The 20,325-nt window shown below is 62.8% G+C and carries 21 protein-coding genes; 10 read left to right on the top strand and 11 right to left on the bottom strand.

Annotated features, from left to right (window positions below):
- Nucleotides 1–157: 157 nt before the first annotated feature.
- From NKH21_RS08260 to NKH21_RS08235, 6 genes are all read right to left on the bottom strand, one after another.
- Nucleotides 158–664, bottom strand: a complete 507-nt coding sequence (locus NKH21_RS08260; protein ID WP_352864042.1) for an L-2-amino-thiazoline-4-carboxylic acid hydrolase — start codon at nucleotides 662–664, stop codon at nucleotides 158–160.
- The gene (locus NKH21_RS08255) at nucleotides 661–1,452 is read right to left on the bottom strand and encodes an ATP-binding cassette domain-containing protein (protein WP_352671050.1); all 792 of its coding nucleotides are present in this window, start codon (nucleotides 1,450–1,452) and stop codon (nucleotides 661–663) included. The genes NKH21_RS08260 and NKH21_RS08255 overlap by 4 nt, the downstream gene beginning before the upstream one ends.
- The gene (locus NKH21_RS08250; RefSeq protein WP_352671047.1) at nucleotides 1,449–2,270 is read right to left on the bottom strand and encodes an ABC transporter ATP-binding protein; all 822 of its coding nucleotides are present in this window, start codon (nucleotides 2,268–2,270) and stop codon (nucleotides 1,449–1,451) included. The genes NKH21_RS08255 and NKH21_RS08250 overlap by 4 nt, the downstream gene beginning before the upstream one ends.
- Nucleotides 2,267–3,097, bottom strand: coding sequence for an ABC transporter permease (locus NKH21_RS08245; RefSeq protein WP_352671046.1), 831 nt, complete (start codon nucleotides 3,095–3,097; stop codon nucleotides 2,267–2,269). The genes NKH21_RS08250 and NKH21_RS08245 overlap by 4 nt, the downstream gene beginning before the upstream one ends.
- The gene (locus NKH21_RS08240; protein WP_352671043.1) at nucleotides 3,094–4,080 is read right to left on the bottom strand and encodes an ABC transporter permease; all 987 of its coding nucleotides are present in this window, start codon (nucleotides 4,078–4,080) and stop codon (nucleotides 3,094–3,096) included. The genes NKH21_RS08245 and NKH21_RS08240 overlap by 4 nt, the downstream gene beginning before the upstream one ends.
- Before the next feature lie 282 nt (nucleotides 4,081–4,362).
- Nucleotides 4,363–5,973: an ABC transporter substrate-binding protein gene (locus NKH21_RS08235; protein ID WP_352671040.1), complete on the bottom strand. Its 1,611-nt coding sequence runs from the start codon at nucleotides 5,971–5,973 to the stop codon at nucleotides 4,363–4,365.
- Nucleotides 5,974–6,337: 364 nt separating this feature from the next.
- On the opposite strand from NKH21_RS08235, the gene NKH21_RS08230 reads away from it, so the two are divergent.
- Nucleotides 6,338–7,525 carry a M24 family metallopeptidase gene (locus NKH21_RS08230; protein WP_352671037.1) on the top strand — a complete coding sequence of 396 codons (1,188 nt, stop codon included), beginning with the start codon at nucleotides 6,338–6,340 and terminating at the stop codon, nucleotides 7,523–7,525.
- Between the two features lie 11 nt (nucleotides 7,526–7,536).
- On the opposite strand, the gene NKH21_RS08225 is transcribed toward NKH21_RS08230, so the two are convergent.
- The 3 genes from NKH21_RS08225 to NKH21_RS08215 are packed head-to-tail and all read right to left on the bottom strand — an operon-like array spanning nucleotide 7,537 to nucleotide 10,030.
- Complete coding sequence (locus NKH21_RS08225; RefSeq protein WP_352864038.1) at nucleotides 7,537–7,956, bottom strand: cupin domain-containing protein; 420 nt, start codon at nucleotides 7,954–7,956, stop codon at nucleotides 7,537–7,539.
- A 26-nt stretch (nucleotides 7,957–7,982) separates the two neighbouring features.
- A complete protein-coding gene (locus NKH21_RS08220) occupies nucleotides 7,983–8,822 on the bottom strand; it encodes a phosphoenolpyruvate hydrolase family protein (protein ID WP_352671032.1) in 840 nt (279 codons plus the stop codon).
- Between the two features lie 11 nt (nucleotides 8,823–8,833).
- Nucleotides 8,834–10,030, bottom strand: a complete 1,197-nt coding sequence (locus tag NKH21_RS08215; RefSeq protein WP_352671030.1) for a Tm-1-like ATP-binding domain-containing protein — start codon at nucleotides 10,028–10,030, stop codon at nucleotides 8,834–8,836.
- Between the two features lie 106 nt (nucleotides 10,031–10,136).
- Between NKH21_RS08215 and NKH21_RS08210 the strand changes: the two genes are divergently transcribed.
- The 8 genes from NKH21_RS08210 to NKH21_RS08175 all read left to right on the top strand — a co-directional run bounded on the left by NKH21_RS08210 (nucleotide 10,137) and on the right by NKH21_RS08175 (nucleotide 17,378).
- Nucleotides 10,137–10,832, top strand: a complete 696-nt coding sequence (locus NKH21_RS08210) for a TetR/AcrR family transcriptional regulator (RefSeq protein ID WP_352671027.1) — start codon at nucleotides 10,137–10,139, stop codon at nucleotides 10,830–10,832.
- A 359-nt stretch (nucleotides 10,833–11,191) separates the two neighbouring features.
- The gene (locus NKH21_RS08205) at nucleotides 11,192–12,508 is read left to right on the top strand and encodes an ABC transporter substrate-binding protein (RefSeq protein ID WP_352671025.1); all 1,317 of its coding nucleotides are present in this window, start codon (nucleotides 11,192–11,194) and stop codon (nucleotides 12,506–12,508) included.
- A gap of 74 nt (nucleotides 12,509–12,582) precedes the next feature.
- Nucleotides 12,583–13,488 carry a carbohydrate ABC transporter permease gene (locus NKH21_RS08200; protein WP_254816733.1) on the top strand — a complete coding sequence of 302 codons (906 nt, stop codon included), beginning with the start codon at nucleotides 12,583–12,585 and terminating at the stop codon, nucleotides 13,486–13,488.
- A 1-nt stretch (nucleotide 13,489) separates the two neighbouring features.
- Nucleotides 13,490–14,449, top strand: a complete 960-nt coding sequence (locus NKH21_RS08195) for a carbohydrate ABC transporter permease (protein WP_292661213.1) — start codon at nucleotides 13,490–13,492, stop codon at nucleotides 14,447–14,449.
- Nucleotides 14,446–14,667: a hypothetical protein gene (locus NKH21_RS08190; protein WP_352864033.1), complete on the top strand. Its 222-nt coding sequence runs from the start codon at nucleotides 14,446–14,448 to the stop codon at nucleotides 14,665–14,667. Before NKH21_RS08195 ends, NKH21_RS08190 begins: the two co-directional genes overlap by 4 nt.
- Nucleotides 14,664–15,767: an ABC transporter ATP-binding protein gene (locus NKH21_RS08185; RefSeq protein ID WP_352671019.1), complete on the top strand. Its 1,104-nt coding sequence runs from the start codon at nucleotides 14,664–14,666 to the stop codon at nucleotides 15,765–15,767. Before NKH21_RS08190 ends, NKH21_RS08185 begins: the two co-directional genes overlap by 4 nt.
- Nucleotides 15,767–16,870 (top strand): ABC transporter ATP-binding protein, encoded by a 1,104-nt coding sequence (locus NKH21_RS08180; protein ID WP_352671016.1) that lies wholly within the window; start codon nucleotides 15,767–15,769, stop codon nucleotides 16,868–16,870. The genes NKH21_RS08185 and NKH21_RS08180 overlap by 1 nt, the downstream gene beginning before the upstream one ends.
- A 226-nt stretch (nucleotides 16,871–17,096) precedes the next feature.
- The gene (locus tag NKH21_RS08175; protein WP_352671013.1) at nucleotides 17,097–17,378 is read left to right on the top strand and encodes a hypothetical protein; all 282 of its coding nucleotides are present in this window, start codon (nucleotides 17,097–17,099) and stop codon (nucleotides 17,376–17,378) included.
- Nucleotides 17,379–17,503: 125 nt separating this feature from the next.
- On the opposite strand, the gene NKH21_RS08170 is transcribed toward NKH21_RS08175, so the two are convergent.
- A complete protein-coding gene (locus NKH21_RS08170; protein WP_352864030.1) occupies nucleotides 17,504–18,475 on the bottom strand; it encodes an AraC family transcriptional regulator in 972 nt (323 codons plus the stop codon).
- Nucleotides 18,476–18,565: 90 nt separating this feature from the next.
- Between NKH21_RS08170 and NKH21_RS08165 the strand changes: the two genes are divergently transcribed.
- On the top strand, nucleotides 18,566–19,789 hold the full coding sequence (locus NKH21_RS08165; protein ID WP_352864028.1) for an MFS transporter: 1,224 nt from the start codon (nucleotides 18,566–18,568) through the stop codon (nucleotides 19,787–19,789).
- Nucleotides 19,790–19,888: 99 nt separating this feature from the next.
- On the opposite strand, the gene NKH21_RS08160 is transcribed toward NKH21_RS08165, so the two are convergent.
- Complete coding sequence (locus NKH21_RS08160; RefSeq protein ID WP_352864026.1) at nucleotides 19,889–20,236, bottom strand: GFA family protein; 348 nt, start codon at nucleotides 20,234–20,236, stop codon at nucleotides 19,889–19,891.
- Nucleotides 20,237–20,325: the final 89 nt, after the last annotated feature.

Below are 20,325 nucleotides of genomic sequence, written 5' to 3'. Positions count from 1 at the left end.
CCATGAACCTACAAAGACGCCGCCGGCCCCGGCACCAATTCCTTGCGATGCACACATCAAAACACCCGCTTGCCTTATGGCGCCGGGTTTTTTTGACTCCGCGCTGCCCAACGGAACGGAACTCTACTTCTTCGCCGACATGGCTCGAGCTGCAGCTCTAACCGGCATCCCGGTTGGCCAAGGCGATGTGGCAGCAGCCGGAACCATGGCCCGGCGTCCAGTTGACGTTGTCGAAGCGCACTCCGGTGGCCTCGAACAGCCCACGATCGAAGGCGCCGGCGATGCGGCAGAGCGTGGCGAGCTTTTCGTCGCCGATGCCGGCCTCGACCCAGGCGTCCTTCAGCGGACAGCGCCTGACCTTGAAGGCGATGCGGTCCGGACCGCGTTCGACGTCGGTAGGATACATGCGGCCGCCATCCGGACTGACGGCCAGGAACGCCTCGCCGATCGCCGGTGCGTCGTTGGGGCCGAAATCGGCGAAGGCCGCGGCCGCAACCTCCCTGCCGCGCCGTTCGATGGTGCGGATCATGATTGCCTCGGCTTTTTCCGCGCCCACTTCCGCGGTTAGCTCGTCGAGCAACAGACGATAGAGATCGGCGCGGTTGCGGAAGGCGGAATCGAGTTCGCGCGACAGTTTTTCGGCTCGGGCTTCGGCGTCGGTCATGATGCGTCCTGTTCGATCCTTGACAGTCTCGGCGCTGCCGCCACCAGCGCCTTGCCGACCGCGGATTGCGGCGCGTCGATGACGGTGCGGGCATCGCCGCTCTCGGCAATCCGCCCGGCGTCCAGAATGGCGATGCGGTGGGCGATGGCACGGACGACGCCGAGATCGTGCGAAATGAACAGATAGGCGATGCGCTTCTCGCGTTGAAGGTCGAGCAGCAGCCGCAGGATCTGCGCGCGCACCGAAACGTCGAGCGCCGACACGGCCTCGTCGAGCACGACCAGCGACGGTTTCGTGGCGATGGCGCGCGCGATTGCAACGCGCTGGCGCTGACCGCCGGAGATTTCGTGAATGGCGCGGCCGGCGAGACCGGGGCTGAGGCCGACGCGTTCCAGCAGAGCGGCAATACCGCGCGGGCGCTCAGCACGAGAGGCGATGTGATGAATGCGCAAGGGGTCGTCGAGCACACGCGCCACCGTGGCGCGCGGGTTGAAGGCGGCGAGCGGATCCTGAAACACCATCTGCAGACGAGCGCGCCGGTCGCGCAAGGCAGCGCCGTTCAGCGACAGGAAATCGCTGCCCTCAAATTCGACCTGGCCAGCGTCGGCTTCGATGAGCCGCAGTATGAGCCGAGCTATCGTCGACTTGCCGCTGCCGGAAAGTCCGGCCAGCGCCAGCGTCTCGCCGGGTTCGATGTGGAAGGAAACGTCGTCGACCGCGGCGATGATCTTGCCGCCGCGACCGTATCGTTTGGTCAGGCCGGAAACGGCCAGCAGAGGACTGGTCATGTTCGCTGCAGCAGCGGCTCGGCGTCGAGGCCGAGATTGGCGTCGAGCAGCGCCCTTGTGTATGCGTGCCCCGGCGCATCGACCACCCGCGCCGTCGAACCCAGCTCGACCAGTTCGCCGTGCCGGAACACGGCAATACGCTCTGCAAGCTCAGCGGCCAGCGCAATGTCGTGGCTGATGAACAGCAGCGTCATACCGTCCTCGGCCACCAGTCGCCGGATCAGCCCGACGATCTCGGCCTGCACGATGGTGTCCAGCGCGCTGGTCGCCTCGTCGGCGATCAGCAGTTTCGGCCCGGCCGCAATCGCAGCGGCGATCGCCACGCGCTGCTTCTGGCCGCCTGAGAGCTGATGTGGGTAGGCGCGCAGGGCGGCGTCCGGATCGGGCAGGCGGACGCGCTCGAGCAGGGTTTTTGCCCTTGCGTAAGATTGCGACCAAGTAAGGCCGAGATGCGTGTAGGCGACCTCAGCGATCTGCTTGCCGATTGGCATCACCGGGTCGAGGCTCGCAGATGGATCCTGGAAGATGAAGCCGATGTCACGGCCGCCGATTGGAGCATGGTCGCGAAGACTTGCAGGTTGGCGTCCCGTCGGCGGCGGGCGCAAGAGCCAATCGATGCGGCCTTCGATCCTGGCGGTGGCCGACAGCAGCCCGGCAACGGCCAGCGCCAACGTGCTCTTGCCCGAACCGCTTTCACCGATGATGGCAAAGCGCTCGCCGGCGGTGATGTCGAAGCCGACATTCTTCAGCGCCGCCACCTCGGCGCCGTCGCGGCGATAGGTCACCGTCAGATTGCGGATCGAAGCAAGCGCCGTCACGACAGGCTCCTCCTCACCGCGGTCGTCTCGACAACGCCTTCGCCGGCGAGATAGACGCCAAGCACGGTCAGCACGAGCGCTACGCCAGGAAGGATCGACAGGAAGGGCGCGGTGCGCAGCACGGCGCGGCCTTCGGCGATCATGCCGCCCCAGGTAACGCGGTTGGGATCGCCGAGGCCGAGAAAGGACAATGCCGCTTCGGTGAGAATCGCCGCGGCGACGATCACCGACGACAAAGCCATTACCGGCGGCAGCGCGTTGGGGAGCACCTCGTGAAAGGCGATCTCCAGCGGATGCATGCCGATGACGCGGGCGCCGGCAACAAAATCGCGCTCGCGGATCGACAGCACTTCGGCCCGCGCCACGCGTGCCGGTCCGGTCCAGGCGCTCAGCGCGATTGCCGCGACGACGACGCCGAGCGACGGCCCGACGATGCTGACGAAAGCCAAAGCCAGCAGGAAGGCTGGGACGGTCTGGAAAGCGTCGGTGATGCGCATCAGCACCTCGTCGACAAGGCCGCTGGCAAAACCGGCCACCGTGCCGATTACGGCGCCGACGGCAAGGGCGGCGGCTGCCGCTGCCAGCCCGACCGCCAGCGAGGTGCGGGCGCCATGGAAGAGCTCGGCAAGCACGTCACGGCCGAGGCGGTCGGTGCCGAGTGGCAGCGACCAGTCCTGGAATGGCGGCAGCAATGCCGGCCCGGCAATCGCCTGCGGATCGCCGGGAAAGAACAAAGGTGCGGCAAGCGCCACGGCAAACAGCGCCGCCAGGATGACCGCGCCGGCGATCGCTTCCGGCATCCCGAGAAAGCGGCGAAGCGGGCTCACGCGCCGGCCTCACTGGCCCCGACGCGCGGATCGAGGAAGGCGTAGGCGATGTCGACGAGAAGGTTGATGATGACGACCAGAACGGCGCTGACGAGAATGATACCGAGCAGCAACGGGGTGTCGCGCGCGGCCACTGCTTCCTGCGCCAGCCGGCCAAGGCCTGGCACGGAAAAGACACTTTCAATGACGACGCTGCCGCCCAGCATTTGCGCGGACTGCAGGCCGAGCATGGTGACCAGCGGCAACAGCGCGTTACGGGCGACGTGAGCGAGCACGATGCGACGGCGGGAAAGTCCCCTGGCGCGGGCGGCCAGCACAAAGTCCTGTCGCCACACCTCGGCCATACCGGCGCGCATCATGCGCAGATAGAGCGCGAGATAAATGAAGCCGAGCGCCGAAACCGGCAGGACGAGATGGCGGGCGATATCGGCGGCGCGGTCGAGGCCAGTCCTGGCCGAGACGATACTCTCGATGCCGCCGATCGGAAACCAGCGCAGGTCGACGGCGAAGACGATGATCAGCACCAGCCCGAGCCAGAAGCCCGGCACGGCATAGAGCGCCAGCGAACCGATGGAGAGGAAGCGATCACGGAAGCTGCCGGGTCTGGCGCCGGCATAGATGCCGAGCGCCGAACCGAGACCGAAGGAGAGCGCAGTGGCGCTGCCCATCAGCAGCAGCGTGTTGGGCAGGCGCTCGAGGATGACGTCGCGGATCGGCCGCGAAAAGCTGACCGATTGGCCGAGATCGAGATGCAGCAGCGCCCAAAGATAATTGGCGAGCCGTGTCAGCTCTGACTGGTCGAGCCCCCAGCGGTGACGCAACAGCTCGATCATGCCGGCGTCGCCACCGGTCGAGACGATGTAGGCATCGACCGCGTCGCCGGGAGCGGCTTCGAGCAACAGGAAGGTGCCGATGACGACAATCAGCAGCACGGAGATGCTGCCGACGAGACGACGGCGAAGGAGGGTGAGAGCGCGGCTCACGGCGGCGTCGTCTGCTTGGCGATGCGCCGATCAAGAGAAATGCCGCGCCTGAGCACCCCCCTCTGTCCTGCCGGACATCTCCCCCTCAAGGGGGGAGATCGGATGTCATCAGCGATTTCGCCAATCTTCAACGCAGCAGGCAAATAAGCCGACATTGCGGCCAGCCAATCTCCCCCTTTGCGGGGGAGATGTCCGGCAGGACAGAGGGGGGTGTGCAGGAACTCGGCTTTTGACCAAGTTTCTACACAGATTTCGCTGCGAATTTTCATCCGCGCAATAGTGTCACGATTCCAAATAGGTGTCCGCCCAGTTCGATACCGCCCAGCGCGGGTTGTTGGCGATGTTCTTGACCGTGTCGCGGGCGACGCTGATGAAACTCCATTCGGCGACGTTGATCAGCGGCAGGTCGGCGGCAACTTTTCTCTGGAACTCCTTGTAGAGTTCGGTGCGGGCGGCGGTGTCGAGCGTCTCCGATGCCTTGGCGATCAGGGCGTCGAGATCGGCGTTCTTGTAGCCACCCTGGTTGGAGAAGGGCACGCCGTCGGGAATGCCGCTCTGCACCAGGATGGTGGTCGAGATCGCAGGATCGCCGCGGAACACCGGCGGCCCAACCGCAAGGTCGAAGGCGTGGTCGGTGTAGACAGCCTTGATGTGCGCGGCAGAGTCGTTGTTGACCAGCTGGGCGTCGATGCCGATGGCGGCGAGCGCCTGGCGCAGATAGTCGCCGAACTGCTTGGTTTCGTTGAAGTAGGGCGCCGGCAACAATCTCAGTGAAAAGCGCTTGCCGTCATCGCCCCGGCTGTAGCCGGCCTCGTCAAGCAAGGCGTTGGCCTTGGCGACGTCGAAGGCGTAGGTCGGCACGTCGGCGGTATAGAATTGCGGGTCGTTTTTCGGCACCGGGCCAGTGGCGGCGGCGGCATAGCCAAGGAAGACCGTCTTGACGACGAAATCCTTGTCGATGGCGTGAGCGATCGCCTGGCGTACTTTCAGGTCGGCCAGCTCCTTGCGGCGATGGTTGATCTCGACGACGAGCTGGTAGATCAGCCCTTCATAACCCTTGGTGATCACCTTGAGGCCGGGCACTTTGGAGATGCGGTCGAGATCGGCCAGGGGCACGGCGGAGAAGGCGGCGAGCTGGATCTCTTCGGCCTCGAGTGCGCTTGCGGCGGAGGTGCGGTCGGGCAGCACCTGATAGATGATCTCGTCGAGATAGGGCTCGTCCTTGCCCCAATAGTCGGTGTTCTTCTCCAGCCGGTAATATTCGCCGGGCTTGTATTCGGCAAATTTGAACGGTCCGGTGCCGACCGGGGCGTTGTTGGCCGGGTTGTCCTCGATCTTTCCGGTCTCGTAGATGTGCTTGGGCACCACGCTGCTCAGCGCCGGCAGGGCGTTGCGGATCAGCTGGAACGGTGTCGGCTTGGCGAATTTGAACACGGCGGTTGCCTCGTCCGGCGTGTCGACCGCCTCCAGATCCTTGAACACGGTGCGGCCGAGATTCTGCAGCGGCTTCCAGACCTGCAGCGCCGAGAAGGCGACATCGGCTGAGGTGAAGGGTTTGCCGTCGTGCCATTTGACGCCCTCGCGCAGCTTGAACGTCACCGACAGGCCGTCGGCGGCGCCCTCCCAGCTGAGCGCCAGGCGCGGATCGAGCCCGTCCTTGCCGCCGAAGGAGGCCTCGGCCAAGGTTTCCACGATCTTGCTCGAAATGAAGAAGACGCCGTTCGAGGCGACAATCGCCGGATTGAGATTGCGCGGCTCGGAATCAGCGGCGACAACCAGTCGTCCGCCCTTTTTCGGCGTCTGCGCCCAGCCGATCGTCGGCATCGCGGTAGAGGCCAGCAGCAATGCCGAACCCGCAAGCATCGTACGTCTGGAAATGGTGAACTCTGGCATGCTCGAACTCCGTCCTCTCCGCGACCCGGCCGGGTGCGCCGTACCCCCTCGGACGCTCGTGAGCATCCCGCAAAGGCGATTATGGGCCTTGTGCGGGGTTTCGCCAAAGACGGAATTGGCGCATCTCTACGTGGCTTTGAAATTTCCGTCCGCTGGACCAGTTGTACAGAAACGGTTCGATGCGCGGTTCTGGCAGGACCAGACTGGAGTGAAGTGCAGCAGGTGGAGCAGCTTTTGGAGCTGGTTCGCCATTCTGGCTGGACCAGATCGGGCAAAATGATGCAGATTTAAGCATAGCCGAGGATCAGAGCCGGAAAAGCCGGTGCCGGCGAGCGGCCGGCCAAGGGATTTCAGGGAGAGAGACATGAACATTGCCCCAGGCAAGAATGCCGTCGGCAGCGTGCCGTTCGACCAGGCCAGGGTGGACGGGCTGATGGAGGAGGCCGGCATCGACGTGCTGCTCGCCACCTCCAAGCACAATACGCAATATCTGCTTGGCGGCTACAAGTTCATCTTTTTCGCCGCCATGGATGCAATCGGCCACAGCCGTTATCTGCCTGTCGTCGTCTATGAGAAAGGTGGGCCGGAGCATGCCGCCTATATCGGCAACCGCATGGAGGGCGGCGAGCACCAGAACCATCCGTTCTGGACGCCGACACTGCATGCCGCCTGCTGGGGCACGCTCGATGCCGCCAATCTGGCGGTCGAGCACTTGCGAAAGATCGGCAAAGGCAATGCCCGCATCGGCATCGAGCCCGCCTTCCTGCCGTCCGACGCCTATATGGTGATCCGCAACGCGCTGCCGGATTCCAAGCTGATCGATGCGACTGACGTGCTGGAGCGCATGCGGGCAATCAAGACCGAGGCCGAGCTGGAGAAGCTGCGCATCGCCTCCGAGCTGATCACCGATTCAATGCTGGCGACCATCGGCTGGGCACGCGAAGGCACGACCAAGAGCGAGATCATCGAACAGCTCAGGCGCGAGGAGACCAATCGCGGCGCGCATTTCGAATATTGCCTGTTGACGCTAGGCTCCAGCCACAACCGTGCCGCCTCGCCGCAGGCGTGGAAAAAGGGCGAGGTGATGTCGATCGACTCCGGCGGCAACTACCACGGCTATATCGGCGACCTCTGCCGCATGGGCGTGCTGGGCGAGCCTGACGCCGAACTCGAGGATCTGCTGGCTGAGATCGAAACAGTGCAGCAGGCGGCCTTCTCCAAGGTCAAAGCGGGCACGCTGGGCGGTGACATGATTTCTCATGCCGAAGGCGTTCTGAAGAAGTCGAAGGTTGCGCCGTATACCGATTTCTTCGCACATGGCATGGGGCTGATCACGCATGAAGCGCCGTTCCTGATGACCAACCATCCAGTGACCTATGAAGGCACCTATGCCGCAAAGCCGCTGGAGAAGAACATGGTGCTTTCGGTCGAGACGACCATGCTCCACCCGACGCGCGGCTTCATCAAGCTGGAGGATACGGTGGCGGTGACCGATGCCGGCTACGTCATGTTCGGCGATCGGGGCAGGGGCTGGAATAGGGGTGTGGGTTAGGCGCTTCTATCTCACTTCCCGCCCGGCGGGATCAACCTGAAATCCGGCAACTCCCGCAACCCCAATTCCGGCCCAGCCGGCGAATAGACGACGAAAAGCTGCATCGGCCCGTCGCCGGTATTGAGCGTCGAGTGGAAGCGGCTTTCCGGCACATAGATGGTGCAGCCGGGGCCGACTTTCTCGACGACCGGGTTGCCTTTCTCGTCTTCGACCATCTGCTCGCCATCGCCTGAGATGACAAAGATGATCTCCTCCGCACCCGGATGGTTATGACGCGTATGGCCTTTGCCTGACGGCAGGTCCACGACACCACCGGAAAATCGCTTTGCGCCGTTCACTTCGGGAGCGACCGTCAGCGACAGCCTGCCCCAGTCGAAGCCGAAGGCGCTGACGTCTTTTGGATATACGAATACCTTGTTGTTGCCGGTCATCGTCCCACCCTTCTTTTTGCCGGTCTCTACGCAGCGCCGAACGTGACGGCCTTGAATTCCGCCGTCTGCCTGGCGATCGAGGCTTCCGCCGGCAGCCGCTCCATCGAACTGGCGCCATAGAAACCGTGCAGGCCCTTGCAGCGCTCGAGAATATATTTGGCGTCGTCCGGCATCGAGATCGGCCCGCCATGGCAAAGCAGGATTATGTCCTCGCGCACCAAGCGTGCCGCTTCGGCGATGGCGTCGATCTCGCTGACACAGTCGTCCAGCGATTTAGCCGATGTCGCGCCGATCGAGCCGCCGGTGGTCACCCCCATATGGGCGACGACGATGTCGGCGCCGGCTTTTGTCATGGCGCGCGCCTCGTCGGGGTTGAAGACATAGGGCGTGGTCAACAGGTCGAGTTTGTGAGCCTCGGCGATCATGTCGACCTCGAGCCCGAAGCCCATGCCGGTTTCTTCAAAACTCTGCCGCATCTGGCCGTCGAACAGGCCGATGGTCGGAAAGTTCTGCACACCGGAAAAGCCCATCGTCTTCAACTCGGCCAAAAGCAGCGGCATGATGACGAAGGGATCGGTGCCGTTGACGCCGGCCAGCACCGGCGTCTTCTTCACCACCGGCAGCACTTCGTAGGCCATCTCCTTGACGATCTCGTTGGCGTTGCCATAGGCGAGCAGGCCGGCGGCCGAGCCGCGCCCGGCCATGCGGTAGCGGCCGGAATTGTAGATGATGATCAGGTCGATGCCGCCGGCTTCCTCGGCCTTGGCCGAGAGGCCGGTGCCGGCACCGCCGCCGACGATCGGAGCGCCGTCCGCGATCATCGTGCGGAATTTCTCCAGGATTTTCTTGCGCGGTATGGCGGCCATGTCTTGGTGTCTCACTGTCTGGCGATGTCGAGGAAGGCCGTTGTGGCAGCCCAGGCGAATTCGGGGTCGTTGATATGAAGCGGCAGGCGCAGCACGCGCCGCGTTTTGGCGGGTTTGATGGTGCGCTCGATCGCCTCGAACAAAGCGGCATCGGCTTCAGGGTCGAAGAAGGCGCCGCCTTCGATGTCGAGCGCCGACACGCCTTTCTCCGGAATGAGGAAACGAACCGGACCCTGGCAGAGGCTCAGCCTTGTACCGATCCATTCGCCGATCGTTCTGCTTTCGTCGGCAGTGGTGCGCATCAGTGTGACGTTTGGATTGTGCTCATAGAACAGCCGGCTGCGGTAGCGTCCCGGAATTGTCGGCGGCGCCCAGAAATTGACCATGTCGAGCGCGCCGACCGAGCCGACATAAGGCAGCCCGGTGCGGGCGATGGCGCCAAAGCGATCTTCGGTCGCCGGCAGCACGCCGCCAAGCAGCAAGTCGCAGACTTCGGTCGTGGTGATGTCGATGACACCCGACAACAGGCCGCTGTCAGCCAATTTTTCCATGGTGCGGCCGCCGGTGCCGGTGGCGTGGAAGACCATGCAGTCATAGGTGGAACGAAGCTCATCGGCGATCGCGGTCACGCATGGCGTGGTGACGCCGAACATGGTGAGGCCGAGCGATGGTTTGCCGTCGGGCGGTGGCGCCGGCTTTGCCGCCATGCCTGATATCGCCTGGGCAGCATTATGCAGCACGGCACGGGAAAGCCGGTTGAGGCCGGCCATGTCGGTCACCGACGGCATCATGACGATGTCGGAGATGTCGACATAGGGTGCGGTGTCGCCGGAAGCCAAGGTCGAAACCATGATCTTCGGCAGGCCGAGCGGCAGCGTGCGCATGCCTGCGGTGATGATCGAGGTACCGCCACCGCCGCCAATGCCGATAATCCCGGCAATATCGCTGCGCGACTGGACAAACCGTGCAAAGGCGGCGGCCATTGCCGCCACCGCGGTGCCGCGATCGTCGATGCCGAGCACGGCATTGCGACCCTCGGGATGGCGGCTGGCGACCTCGTCTGCCGAAACATCGACCGGCACGGTCGCGCCGCGTGTTCCGATGTCGACGCGGACAATCGAAGCGCCGGTAGCCGCGACCGCATCGGACAGAAAAGCAAGTTCCTCACCCTTGGTGTCGGCGGTGCCCACCACATAGATGCGCTTCATCGCGTTCCCCGGTCTTGGGCGTGCTCGGCGCTGCCGCCCCTTTGCCCGGCCGTTCGACGGCACGAACCGCCATTGCAATTTTTTGAGACGCGCGTATCGTATTGACATGGATGTCTCACGTCAACAAGCGACAGTGAACGACGACGCCGGCCAAGGCGCCAGCCCGCGGGTAGAGCGCGGGGCCCGCGCGCGCACAAGGCGTCTCATGCTGGAGACGGCGACAAAGCTGATGCAGGCGGGCGCCACGCCCTCCGTCAGCGAGGTGGCGGAAGCAGCGGAAGTCTCCCGCGCCACCGCCTATCGGTATTTTCCGAGCCAGGCGGCGCTGGTGCAGGCGGTGGTCGACGAAGGGCTCGGGCCGATCCTTACGTGGAAATCGAGCTCTGCCGATCCCGAGCGCCGGGTCGCCGAGCTGTTCGAGACCGCCATGCCGCGCATCGAGGTCTTCGAAGCGACGTTCAAGGCGGCGCTGAAACTGTCGCTCGACCAGTGGGCGCAGCGACAGGCAGGGACGCTGGGCGGTGAGCCGGCCTTCACCCGCGGCCATCGCGTCGACCTTTTGAAGGATGCCATCGCGCCACTCAAAGGCCGGTTGCCGCCGCGCGAATTCAAGCGGCTCGCGCAGGCGCTGTCATTGATCTTCGGTGTTGAGGTGCTGATCGTTTTAAAGGATATATGGGGATTGGATAGCCGCAGAATGATGTCGGTCGCGCAATGGGCTGCCGGCGCTCTGGTGCGCGCGGCTATGACCGAATCGATGACTGAAGGAGATCAGATCGCGCCGACGTCGGCCGCGAGATAATGCCAATCTGGTTCGACCAGATTTTCGACCTGACTAGTCATACTACTAGCGATGCAGCGGCCCAAGCAAGGCATTCACGTATCAAGGAGTAGGAAAATTCAGGGAAAACAGGCGGATATCGCAGAAATCAACTTGTCTGCGTGTCCGCCACCGTCCAAGAAAGGGCTTGACGTTCGTCTGAAATTGGTAATACCAGATCAGGACAAATAAAGCGGATCAAAGGGTGAAGGCTAAGATCCGTTTCGGTCGAGCGAGGAGGCTCAAAAACCGGAACGGTGCCGTCACGGGAGGACTACCAGGGCCGGCCTCGCCGCCGGCTCGCATGACGCGGTAGAATGCGCACAAGGGAGGAAATCATTATGCGCAAGACAATGACCAGCTTGCTTGCTGGTATCGGCCTAGTGCTCGCCTGCGGAACGTCCGTCTACGCGCAGGAAAAGGAACTTACAATCTTCTGGGCGGAATGGGATCCGGCCAATTACCTGCAGGAACTCGGCAACGAGTACGAGAAGGAAACCGGCGTCAAGATCACGGTGGAAACCACACCGTGGCCCGACTTCCAGACCAAGGCCTTCACCGAGTTCAACGCCCATGGCGACGCCTACGATATGGTCGTCGGCGACTCGCAATGGCTCGGTGCCGGCTCGACCGGTGGCCACTATGTCGACCTGACCGACTTCTTCAACAAGCACAAGGTCGGTGAAGTGATGGCACCGGCCACGGTGAAATACTATGCCGAATATCCAGGCGGCAGCGGCAAGTACTGGGCCATTCCGCTCGAAGGCGACGCCGTCGGCTGGTCCTATCGCAAGGACTGGTTCGAAGACCCCAAGGAAAAGGAAGCCTTCAAGGCCAAGTATGGCTACGATCTCGACGTGCCGAAGGACTGGAAGGCGCTGCGCGATATCGCCGAATTCTTCCACCGCCCGGACCAGAAGAAATACGGCATCGCCATCTACACCGACAATTCATATGACGCGATGGCGATGGGCTTCGAAAACGCGCTGTTCTCCTTTGGCGGCGAGTTGGGTGACTATAAGACCTACAAGGTCGATGGCTTCATCAACTCCGACAAGGCGATCGCGGCGCTCGACGCCTACAAGGAACTCTACAAGTTCACGCCCCCGGGCTGGGCCAAGTCGTTCTTCGTCGAGGACAACCAGGCGATCACTGAAAACCTGGCCGCGATGAGCATGAACTACTTCGCGTTCTTCCCCTCGCTGATCAACGAGGCGTCGAACCCGAATGCCAAGAACACCGGTTTCTTCGCCAATCCTCCCGGCCCGAACGGCGACCAGTTCGCCGCACTCGGCGGTCAGGGCATCTCCATTGTCTCCTACTCGCAGAAGCAGGAAGAGGCGACGAAGTTCCTGGAATGGTTCATCAAGGACGAGACCCAGAAGAAATGGGCAGCGCTTGGCGGCTACACCTGCAGTGCCGCCGTGCTCAAATCGCCCGAATTCCAGGACGCCACGCCCTATAACAAGGCGTTCTACGAGACCATGTTCAAGGTCAAGGACTTCTGGGCGGTTCCGGAATATGCCGAACTGCTGCAGCAGCTCAACCAGCGCATCTACCCCTACATGATCGGCGGCGAAGGCACCGCCAAGGAGACGCTGGACACACTGGCAGCCGACTGGAACGCGACCTTCAAGAAATACGGCCGCGGCCAATAAGCATGAAGTTTCACGGAGGGGGCGTTCGTGCCTCCTCCGTTTCTTTTTCTGATTCTTGAACCGGGAGCAGGGTCTTGGCGACCACGATGATCACCACGCTGGACAGGTCCTCGCGGGCCGCCGCTCGCGGTCTAAGCGACATTTCGATCCGCAATCTCTTCATCATCCCGACGATCCTGTTTCTGATCGTCTTCAACATCTTCCCGCTGATCTATTCGCTGGGCTATTCGTTCACCGATTTCCGCGCCTCGACCAGCGCGGCGGCGAATTTCGTCGGGCTGCAAAACTATCGTGACCTGCTCAGCGATCCCTATGTCTGGTCCAACTTCGCCATCACCGCAAAATACGTCATCATCTCGGTCGCCGGCCAGCTGCTCGTCGGCTTCGGCGTGGCCATGCTGCTCAACCGCGACATTCCGCTCAAGGGCCTGCTGACGACGCTCCTGTTGTTGCCGATGATGCTGTCGATGGCCGTCGTCGGCCTGTTCTGGAAGCTGCTCTACGATCCGTCCTTCGGCATCATCAATTATGCGCTGGGCCTCGGCACCTTCGAATGGCTGTCAAATCCGAAAATGGCGCTCTATGCGGTCGCGCTGACCGACATCTGGATGTGGTCGCCCTTCGTCATGCTGTTGTCGCTGGCCGGCCTGTCGGCCGTGCCCAAGCATCTCTACGAGGCAGCCGCGATCGACAGGGCCGGGCCGTTCTACACCTTCTTCCGCATAACGCTGCCGCTGGTTGCGCCGATCCTGATGATCGCGGTCATCTTCCGCACCATGGAGGCGTTCAAGACCTTCGACCTCGCCTACATCCTGACCAGCCAGCCGACGGCCGAGCTGATCTCGATCCGGCTCTACAAGATGGCGTTCCAGGAATGGCAGACCGGGCGTTCCTGCGCGCTCGCCTACATCGTGCTGATCATGGTGCTGGCGATCACCAATATCTATGTCAAATACCTCAACAAGGTGAAGGAGCGCTGAGATGGCCGCAGTCCGCACTTCTTCCGAAATCACTTTCAACCGGGTCGCCATCGTCGCTGTCCTGCTGGTGACGATCATCTTCCTGGCGCCGATCTACTGGATCGCCTCGACGGCGTTCAAGCCGCGCAATCTCGCCACCACCATTCCGCCGACGGTGGTTTTCCAGCCGGAGATATCGCCCTTCGTCAAGTTGTTCACCAAGCGTTCGCAGCTGCGCAGCCCGCCGTCGCCGGAGGAGTACGCGGCTGCGCCGTGGTGGGAGCGCGTCGTCTTCAATGGCGGCGAAAAGATCGTGCGCGACGGCAAGGGCCAGGTGCAGTGGTCGGGCTATCCGAGCCGTTTCATGAACTCGCTGATCGTTGCCATAACCTCGACCGTCCTGGCCGTCGGCATGGGCACCTTCACCGCCTATGGGTTCTCGCGCTTCAAGGTAAAAGGCGAGGCGGACCTACTGTTCTTCATCTTGTCGACGCGCATGCTGCCGCCGGTGGTCGTCGCCATTCCGATGTTCCTGATGTACCGGGCAGTCGGCCTCAACGATTCCCATATCGGCCTGATCATCCTTTACACCGCCTTCAACCTGTCCTTCTCGGTGTGGCTGATGAAAGGCTTCATGGACGAGATCCCCAAGGAGTATGAGGAGGCGGCCCTCGTCGACGGCTATACGCGCATGGAGGCCTTCTTCAAGATCGTGCTGCCCGAGGCCGCCACCGGCATCGCCGCCACCGCCGTGTTCTGCTTCATCACGGCGTGGAACGAATATGCCTTCGCACTGATCATGACCAGCCGCCGTGCCCAGACAGCACCGCCCTTCATCCCCAGCCAGGTCGGTTCCGGCCTGCCGGACTGGACGGTGATCGCCGCAGGAACCTTCCTGTTCCTGCTGCCGGTCGCAATCTTCACCTTCCTGCTCCGCAACCATCTGCTGCGCGGAATGTCGTTTGGAGCGATCCGCAAATGAGCTTTCGCGCCATCAACCAGAAATATCTCGAACCGGGCAGCCAGGTGCTGATGGTGCTAGGTATCATCGCGCTCTGCCAGCCGTGGAACATGCTGCTGCACAGCTATGGCGTGACCATCATCCTGATCGGCCTGATCGGCTTCAACATCACCTCGAAGATCGCGCCGGAGGAGAAGGCCGGCACCGGGCAAGGGGCAAATCCGGGGGCACAGCATTGACCCAGATCGAGCTTCGCGGCGTCCAGAAATATTTCGGCGCCGTCCAGGTCATCAAGGACCTCAACCTGAAGATCGATGATAACGAGTTCATCGTGCTGCTCGGCCAGTCGGGCTGTGGCAAGACGACGACGCTCAGGGCGATTGCCGGGCTGGAGACGATCGACGGCGGCGACATCCTCATCGACGGCAAGCCGGTCCAGCACCTCAAGGCCGCCGACCGTGACATCGCCATGGTCTTTCAGTCGTTCTCGCTCTATCCGCATATGAGCGTCTACGAGAATATCGCCTTTCCGCTGAGGGCGACGCGCAAGAGCAAGGCCGAGATCGACAGCGAGGTGCGCTCGGTCGCCAAGACGCTGCAGATCAGCGATCTCCTGGCCAAGAAACCGTCGGCGCTGTCGGGCGGCGATATGCAGCGCGTGGCGATCGGCCGAGCCTTGGTGCGGCGGCCGAAGGCGATGCTGATGGACGAGCCGATCGGGGCACTCGATGCCAAGCTGCGCGAGGAGATGCGGGCCGAGATCAAGCGGCTGCACATCAAGCAGGGCTCGACCAGCATCTACGTCACCCACGACCAGATCGAGGCGATGAGCCTCGCCGACCGCATCGTCATCATGCATGAAGGCGTACTACAGCAGGTCGGCTCGCCGGACGAGGTCTATTCGCACCCGGCGAATCTTTTCGTCGCGCAGTTTGTCGGCAGCCCGGTGATGAACGTCGCCGACGCTTCCGTGACCGAGAAAGCCTCGTCCGCCTCGGTGACGGTCGGCGATGCGGCCGCCGGCTTCGAATTCCCGCGCGCCTTGCTGTCGAAGCTCAACGGTCATGCCGGCAACCAACTCGCGCTCGGCATCCGGCCGGAAGGCGTCCTCGTCCGCCGCGAAGCCGCCGAGGGATTCTTGCCGGTGGAGACGCAGATCGTCGAGCCGCTCGGGTCCTTCGACATCGTCGACCTCAAGGTCGGCTCCAAGATGCTGCGTGCGCGCACCAAGAGCGGCTTCATCGGCGGCCCCGGCGAAAGGGTCTTCGTCAGAATCGATCCCAGCCAGGCGCATTTCTTCGACACGGCGAGCGGCAAATCGCTGGGAGTGAGACTCTGATGGCCCACATCCAGCTCAAGAACATCTCGAAGAAGTTCGGCAACCACACCGCCTTGACCGGGCTTGATCTCGACATCGCCGATGGCGAGTTCTTCGTCCTGCTTGGCGAGACCGGCGCCGGCAAGACGACGACGCTGCGCATGATTGCCGGCCTGGAAAAACCGAGCGAAGGTCAGGTCTTCATCGATGGCGTCGATGTCGCCGACTGGGGCGCGGCCGAGCGCGACGTGGCGCTGGTGCTGCAGCAATATTCGCTCTACCCGCGCTATACGGTGCGCGAAAACCTCGAATTTCCGCTGAAGCCGAAGATCCGCCGGCTGCCCGATGCCGAGATCAAGGATCGTGTCGACCGCGCGGCCAGGACGCTGCGGATCGAGCATCTGCTCGACCGCAAGACCGACAGACTTTCAGGCGGCGAGATGCAGCGCGTCTCGATCGGTCGCGCCATCGTGCGCAAGCCGCGGGTATTCCTGATGGACGAGCCGTTGTCGGCGCTCGACGCCAAATTGCGCGAGGCGCTACGCACCGAATTGAAGAACCTGCAGATGCAGCTTGGCGCCACCTTCCTGTTCGTGACGCACGATCAGATCGAGGCGATGTCGATGGGGGACAAGGTCGGCGTGCTCAACCATGGCCGCATCGTCCAGACCGGCACGCCGTACGAGATCTACAACAATCCGCGTGACACCTACGTGGCGAGCTTCGTCGGCTCGCCGCCGATGAACCTCATCGACGGCAAGCTTGTCAACGGACGTGCGGTGATGGCGCCGCTCAACTTCGAATTGCCGTTTGCGGGGGGTGCCAAGACTTCGGGGGATGCCAAGACGGGCGCGGCGACCGACGGTCGCCCGCTCGTCTTCGGTATTCGTCCCGAGGACGTCTATCTCGAGACCGGCGCGCCGGTCGAGGCGCGGGTCCATGACGTCGAGAACCATGGCGTCGAGAAGATCCTGACGCTGCGGGTCGGCGACGCCATGCTGCGCGCCACCGTGCCGGCCAGGACCGACGTCCAGATAGAGCAGCCGGTGCGCTTTGCCTGGAACCCGGACAAGGTGGTGCTGTTCGACAAGGGCAGCGGAATAAGCCTGCGTCACGCCGGCTAAATACAAGCCTCTGTACTGAGCTAGAGCGGGATGCGAACCGTGCATCCCGCTCTATCTATCCGTTTTAGTCGGGCATTTGTGCGATGCCGTGTGATTCCGCTTGGCTGTCTCCCGTCATCCCCCGTACGGGGGATGCGGATGCTCCGATTTGTCGAATAGGCTGATCCTTTGGTCTCAAACGGGCTTTGCAGGCCCAATTTGGAGACCCAAATACGGAGGGTTGGCTATGGGAAATCTGTTACGCAGTTTTGCGACGATCCTGCTTGTCGCCGGTATGGGATTGTCGGCGGCGCATCTGGGCGAGGCGCAGGCAGCCAAGAAAGTTGTCGCCGGCGCGAAGGTCGACGCCAAGAAGATCAAGGACCTCAACGGCGCGGTCAATCTGTCCACCAGCGACTGCAAGCTGCTGTTGAGCGGCACCGTCGTCGAAGTCTCGGATGGCAGGTGCGGGGCCTCCGGCAAATATTGCAAGAGCAGCGCCGGCTCGGCCTGCATCACCGAGCAATAAGCCGGCCAACGTTTAGCCGGCCTAAAGCGCGTCGCGTTCGACCGGCCTCATGCAACGCGCTTTAGATTTTTGTTTTGATGCATATCGTTACCGCAAAACCGCTGCACACTTTTGCGCGACATGCATTAGCGGATCTCCGCCTGTTCCTCGGCCCGGAAATGGCTGGGTGGCGATCCGATGACCCGTTTGAAGGCGCGGCTGAAGGAGGCGTCGGATTCGTAGCCGAGACGAGCCGCGACGACGGAAATCTTGAGCCGGTCGCGGACCAGCCATTGCCTCGCCTGGTGCATCCGCACCTGCGTGACGTACTTTGCCGGTGTTTCGCCGACAATGGTTGCGAAGCGCTCGGCAAAACCTGATCGCGAGGCACCCATCATCTTCGCCAGAGCCTCCACCGTCCAGTCGCGGTTCGGTTCCAGATGGATCGCGGCCAGCACCCGGCCGATCTCGCGGTCCCTGACCGCCGCAATCCAACCGGAAGAGTCGCCGCAGCCGCGCTCGACCCATGAGCGGATGACGGTCGCGGCGAGCACATCGGCCAGCCGTGCCAGGATGCCACCGGAGCCGACGCGCTCCATCGTGACTTCGCGGGCCATCGCTTCCAGCAAATGCGGGATACCTGGCTCATAGGCTTCCAACTCATGCGCGCGCATCACGTCCGGCATCATGCCGAGCAAGGGGTGCAAGCCATCGAGATTGAAATACATGCTGCCGAAAAACAGCAAGGTCCCCGGACGGCAGCCGGGCACGCCGTCATTCGACATGCAATAGACACCCTTGCAGATTTCCTCGACCTCATAGCCGTGGATCGGCGCCGCCTCGATACCCGGCTCGCTCGCCAGCGTGTGGGCTGAGCCGCGCGGCAACAAGGCAGCGTCGCCCACCTTGAGTTCCACCCATTCGCCGGACGGCTGCAGCAACCAGCAGCCTTTGCGACCGATGAAATGAAACCGTGCCGCCGCCTGAGCCGGAAAATGGATGCCCCAGGGTTCCTTCATCTCGCAACGGCCGTAATCGACGCCTTCGAGACGCAATCCGCGCAATATGTCTGTCAGCGGATCGCCGGTGATTGGAATTTTGGACGAACGGTCAAACATAATGGTGTTTCTAGCATGGAAACTCCAGCTAGTCACTCCCTATGTTGCATCGCAGTCAAATGCTGCGCTGCAACAGACCGGAGATCCCTCATGACCGAACCCGCGACAGGCGTCATGGACGCCGTTCTCGATCCATCGCAAACCGGCGAGCGATCCGAGCCCGCATGGGGGGCGGTGGTCTCCCTGGCGCTCGGAGTCTTTGGCCTGGTGACCGCGGAATTTCTGCCTGCCAGCCTGCTGACGCCGCTTGCGCAGGATCTCGGCATCACCGAAGGCGCCGCCGGGCAGGCGGTAACGGCCACCGCAGTCATTGGCGCGATTGCGGCGCCGACCATGGCCATTGTCACCAAGCGGCTGGACCGCAGGCTGGTCATGTGGGCGCTGACGGTGCTGCTTGTGCTGTCAAACCTGGTGGCCGCGTTTGCGTCGTCGCTTCCCGTTCTTCTGATCGCCCGCATCATGCTTGGGATCAGTCTCGGCGGCTTCTGGTCGATGTCGGCAGCCATGGCGATGCGGCTCGTTCCGATGCGGCTGATGCCGCGCGCCATGTCGATCATCCTCACCGGCGTTTCGGTGGCGACGGTCTGTGCGGCTCCAGTCGGCGCCTATGTCGGCGACATCTGGGGATGGCGGACGGCGTTCATGATCGCCGCCGTGGTTGGCGCGCTGGCCCTGCTGGTGCAGGTGGCTACCATTCCGAAGCTGCCGCCGGCAGGTACGGCAGGTTTTCGCACGCTGCTGGAAGTGATGAAGCGGCCGATGATCAGGGTGGCACTCCTGGTGGTGCTGCTGGTCGCCTCGGGACACTTTGCCGGCTTCACCTATGTCCGCCCGTTTCTCGAGAAGGTGCCCGCGCTGGACATCGAGACGATCTCGCTTGTACTGCTCGCCTACGGCATTGGTGGCTTCTTCGGCAATTTCGCCGGCGGCTTCATTGCCGAACGCAGCCTCAAGGCAGCCGTCAGCCTGGCGCCTCTGCTGATCGCGTTTTCGGCGCTCCTGCTGCTGGTGGTCGGAGCCTCACCCGTGGTGGCTGCAACAGCGGTGGCCAGTTGGGGCTTTGCCTTCGGCGCGGTGCCGGTCGGGCTGCAAACCTGGCTGGTGCGGGCCGCCCCCGATCAGGCGGAAAGCGCCGGCGGCCTGATGGTTATGACATTCCAGGTCGCCATCGCGTTGGGCGCCGTCTTCGGCGGCCTGCTGGTCGACAATACCGGCGTTGCCAGCGCCTTCGCCTATTGCGCGGCTGCGACGTTCCTGGCGGCACTGGCGGCGTTCTTCCTTGGGCCGAAGCCGGTCGACGATCCCAAGGCCTAAAGCGCGTCGCACTCGATCGGCCTCATGCGACGCGCTTTAGATTCTTGTTTTTATGCATGTCGTTATCGCAAACCGCTGCACACTTTTGCGCGACATGCATTAAACAGAACGGCCGTCGAAGTCGAAGACCGGCACGGCGGCGACGTCCAACGCCTCGATGCAATGAATATTGATATAGGCACTTCGCCCGCTCCCTTCGCCGACATCCTCGGCGAAGGGGTGAATGCCGCAGCTGCGGCAGAAGCGGTGGGCGATGACATGGTTGCCGAAGCTATAGCGGCCGAGATCATCCCACCAGGCAAGCACCCGTAGGCTCTCATGCGGCACTGCCCATAGCAGTGCACCCTTGCGCGAGCAGATCGAGCAATTGCACCGAACGGCTCCGGTCAACTCGCCTTCGACCTCGAACGCGACCTTGCCGCAGCGGCAGCTGCCTTGGTAGAGCATCGGGCCTTCCTCCTTCGGTTCGACAGGTGCAAATCCGACCGTGCCGGGCTATGTCTCCTGCGGCCAGTTTCAGGCTGCTACCTTAAGAC

It is taken from the genome of Mesorhizobium sp. M1329 (assembly GCF_040318035.1).
Lineage (GTDB): Bacteria > Pseudomonadota > Alphaproteobacteria > Rhizobiales > Rhizobiaceae > Mesorhizobium.
Note: the sequence above shows the minus strand (reverse complement) of the source record. Positions and strands in the feature narration are given on the sequence as shown.

Excerpts from the sequence above, each read along its gene's own strand:
- NKH21_RS08260 (WP_352864042.1), bottom strand. The coding sequence starts at position 664 with ATGACCGACGCCGAAGCCCGAGCCGAAAAACTGTCGCGCGAACTCGAT.
- NKH21_RS08255 (WP_352671050.1), bottom strand. The coding sequence starts at position 1,452 with ATGACCAGTCCTCTGCTGGCCGTTTCCGGCCTGACCAAACGATACGGT.
- NKH21_RS08235 (WP_352671040.1), bottom strand. The coding sequence starts at position 5,973 with ATGCCAGAGTTCACCATTTCCAGACGTACGATGCTTGCGGGTTCGGCA.
- NKH21_RS08230 (WP_352671037.1), top strand. The coding sequence starts at position 6,338 with ATGAACATTGCCCCAGGCAAGAATGCCGTCGGCAGCGTGCCGTTCGAC.
- NKH21_RS08225 (WP_352864038.1), bottom strand. The coding sequence starts at position 7,956 with ATGACCGGCAACAACAAGGTATTCGTATATCCAAAAGACGTCAGCGCC.
- NKH21_RS08220 (WP_352671032.1), bottom strand. The coding sequence starts at position 8,822 with ATGGCCGCCATACCGCGCAAGAAAATCCTGGAGAAATTCCGCACGATG.
- NKH21_RS08215 (WP_352671030.1), bottom strand. The coding sequence starts at position 10,030 with ATGAAGCGCATCTATGTGGTGGGCACCGCCGACACCAAGGGTGAGGAA.
- NKH21_RS08210 (WP_352671027.1), top strand. The coding sequence starts at position 10,137 with ATGGATGTCTCACGTCAACAAGCGACAGTGAACGACGACGCCGGCCAA.
- NKH21_RS08205 (WP_352671025.1), top strand. The coding sequence starts at position 11,192 with ATGCGCAAGACAATGACCAGCTTGCTTGCTGGTATCGGCCTAGTGCTC.
- NKH21_RS08195 (WP_292661213.1), top strand. The coding sequence starts at position 13,490 with ATGGCCGCAGTCCGCACTTCTTCCGAAATCACTTTCAACCGGGTCGCC.
- NKH21_RS08190 (WP_352864033.1), top strand. The coding sequence starts at position 14,446 with ATGAGCTTTCGCGCCATCAACCAGAAATATCTCGAACCGGGCAGCCAG.
- NKH21_RS08180 (WP_352671016.1), top strand. The coding sequence starts at position 15,767 with ATGGCCCACATCCAGCTCAAGAACATCTCGAAGAAGTTCGGCAACCAC.
- NKH21_RS08175 (WP_352671013.1), top strand. The coding sequence starts at position 17,097 with ATGGGAAATCTGTTACGCAGTTTTGCGACGATCCTGCTTGTCGCCGGT.
- NKH21_RS08170 (WP_352864030.1), bottom strand. The coding sequence starts at position 18,475 with ATGTTTGACCGTTCGTCCAAAATTCCAATCACCGGCGATCCGCTGACA.
- NKH21_RS08165 (WP_352864028.1), top strand. The coding sequence starts at position 18,566 with ATGACCGAACCCGCGACAGGCGTCATGGACGCCGTTCTCGATCCATCG.
- NKH21_RS08160 (WP_352864026.1), bottom strand. The coding sequence starts at position 20,236 with ATGCTCTACCAAGGCAGCTGCCGCTGCGGCAAGGTCGCGTTCGAGGTC.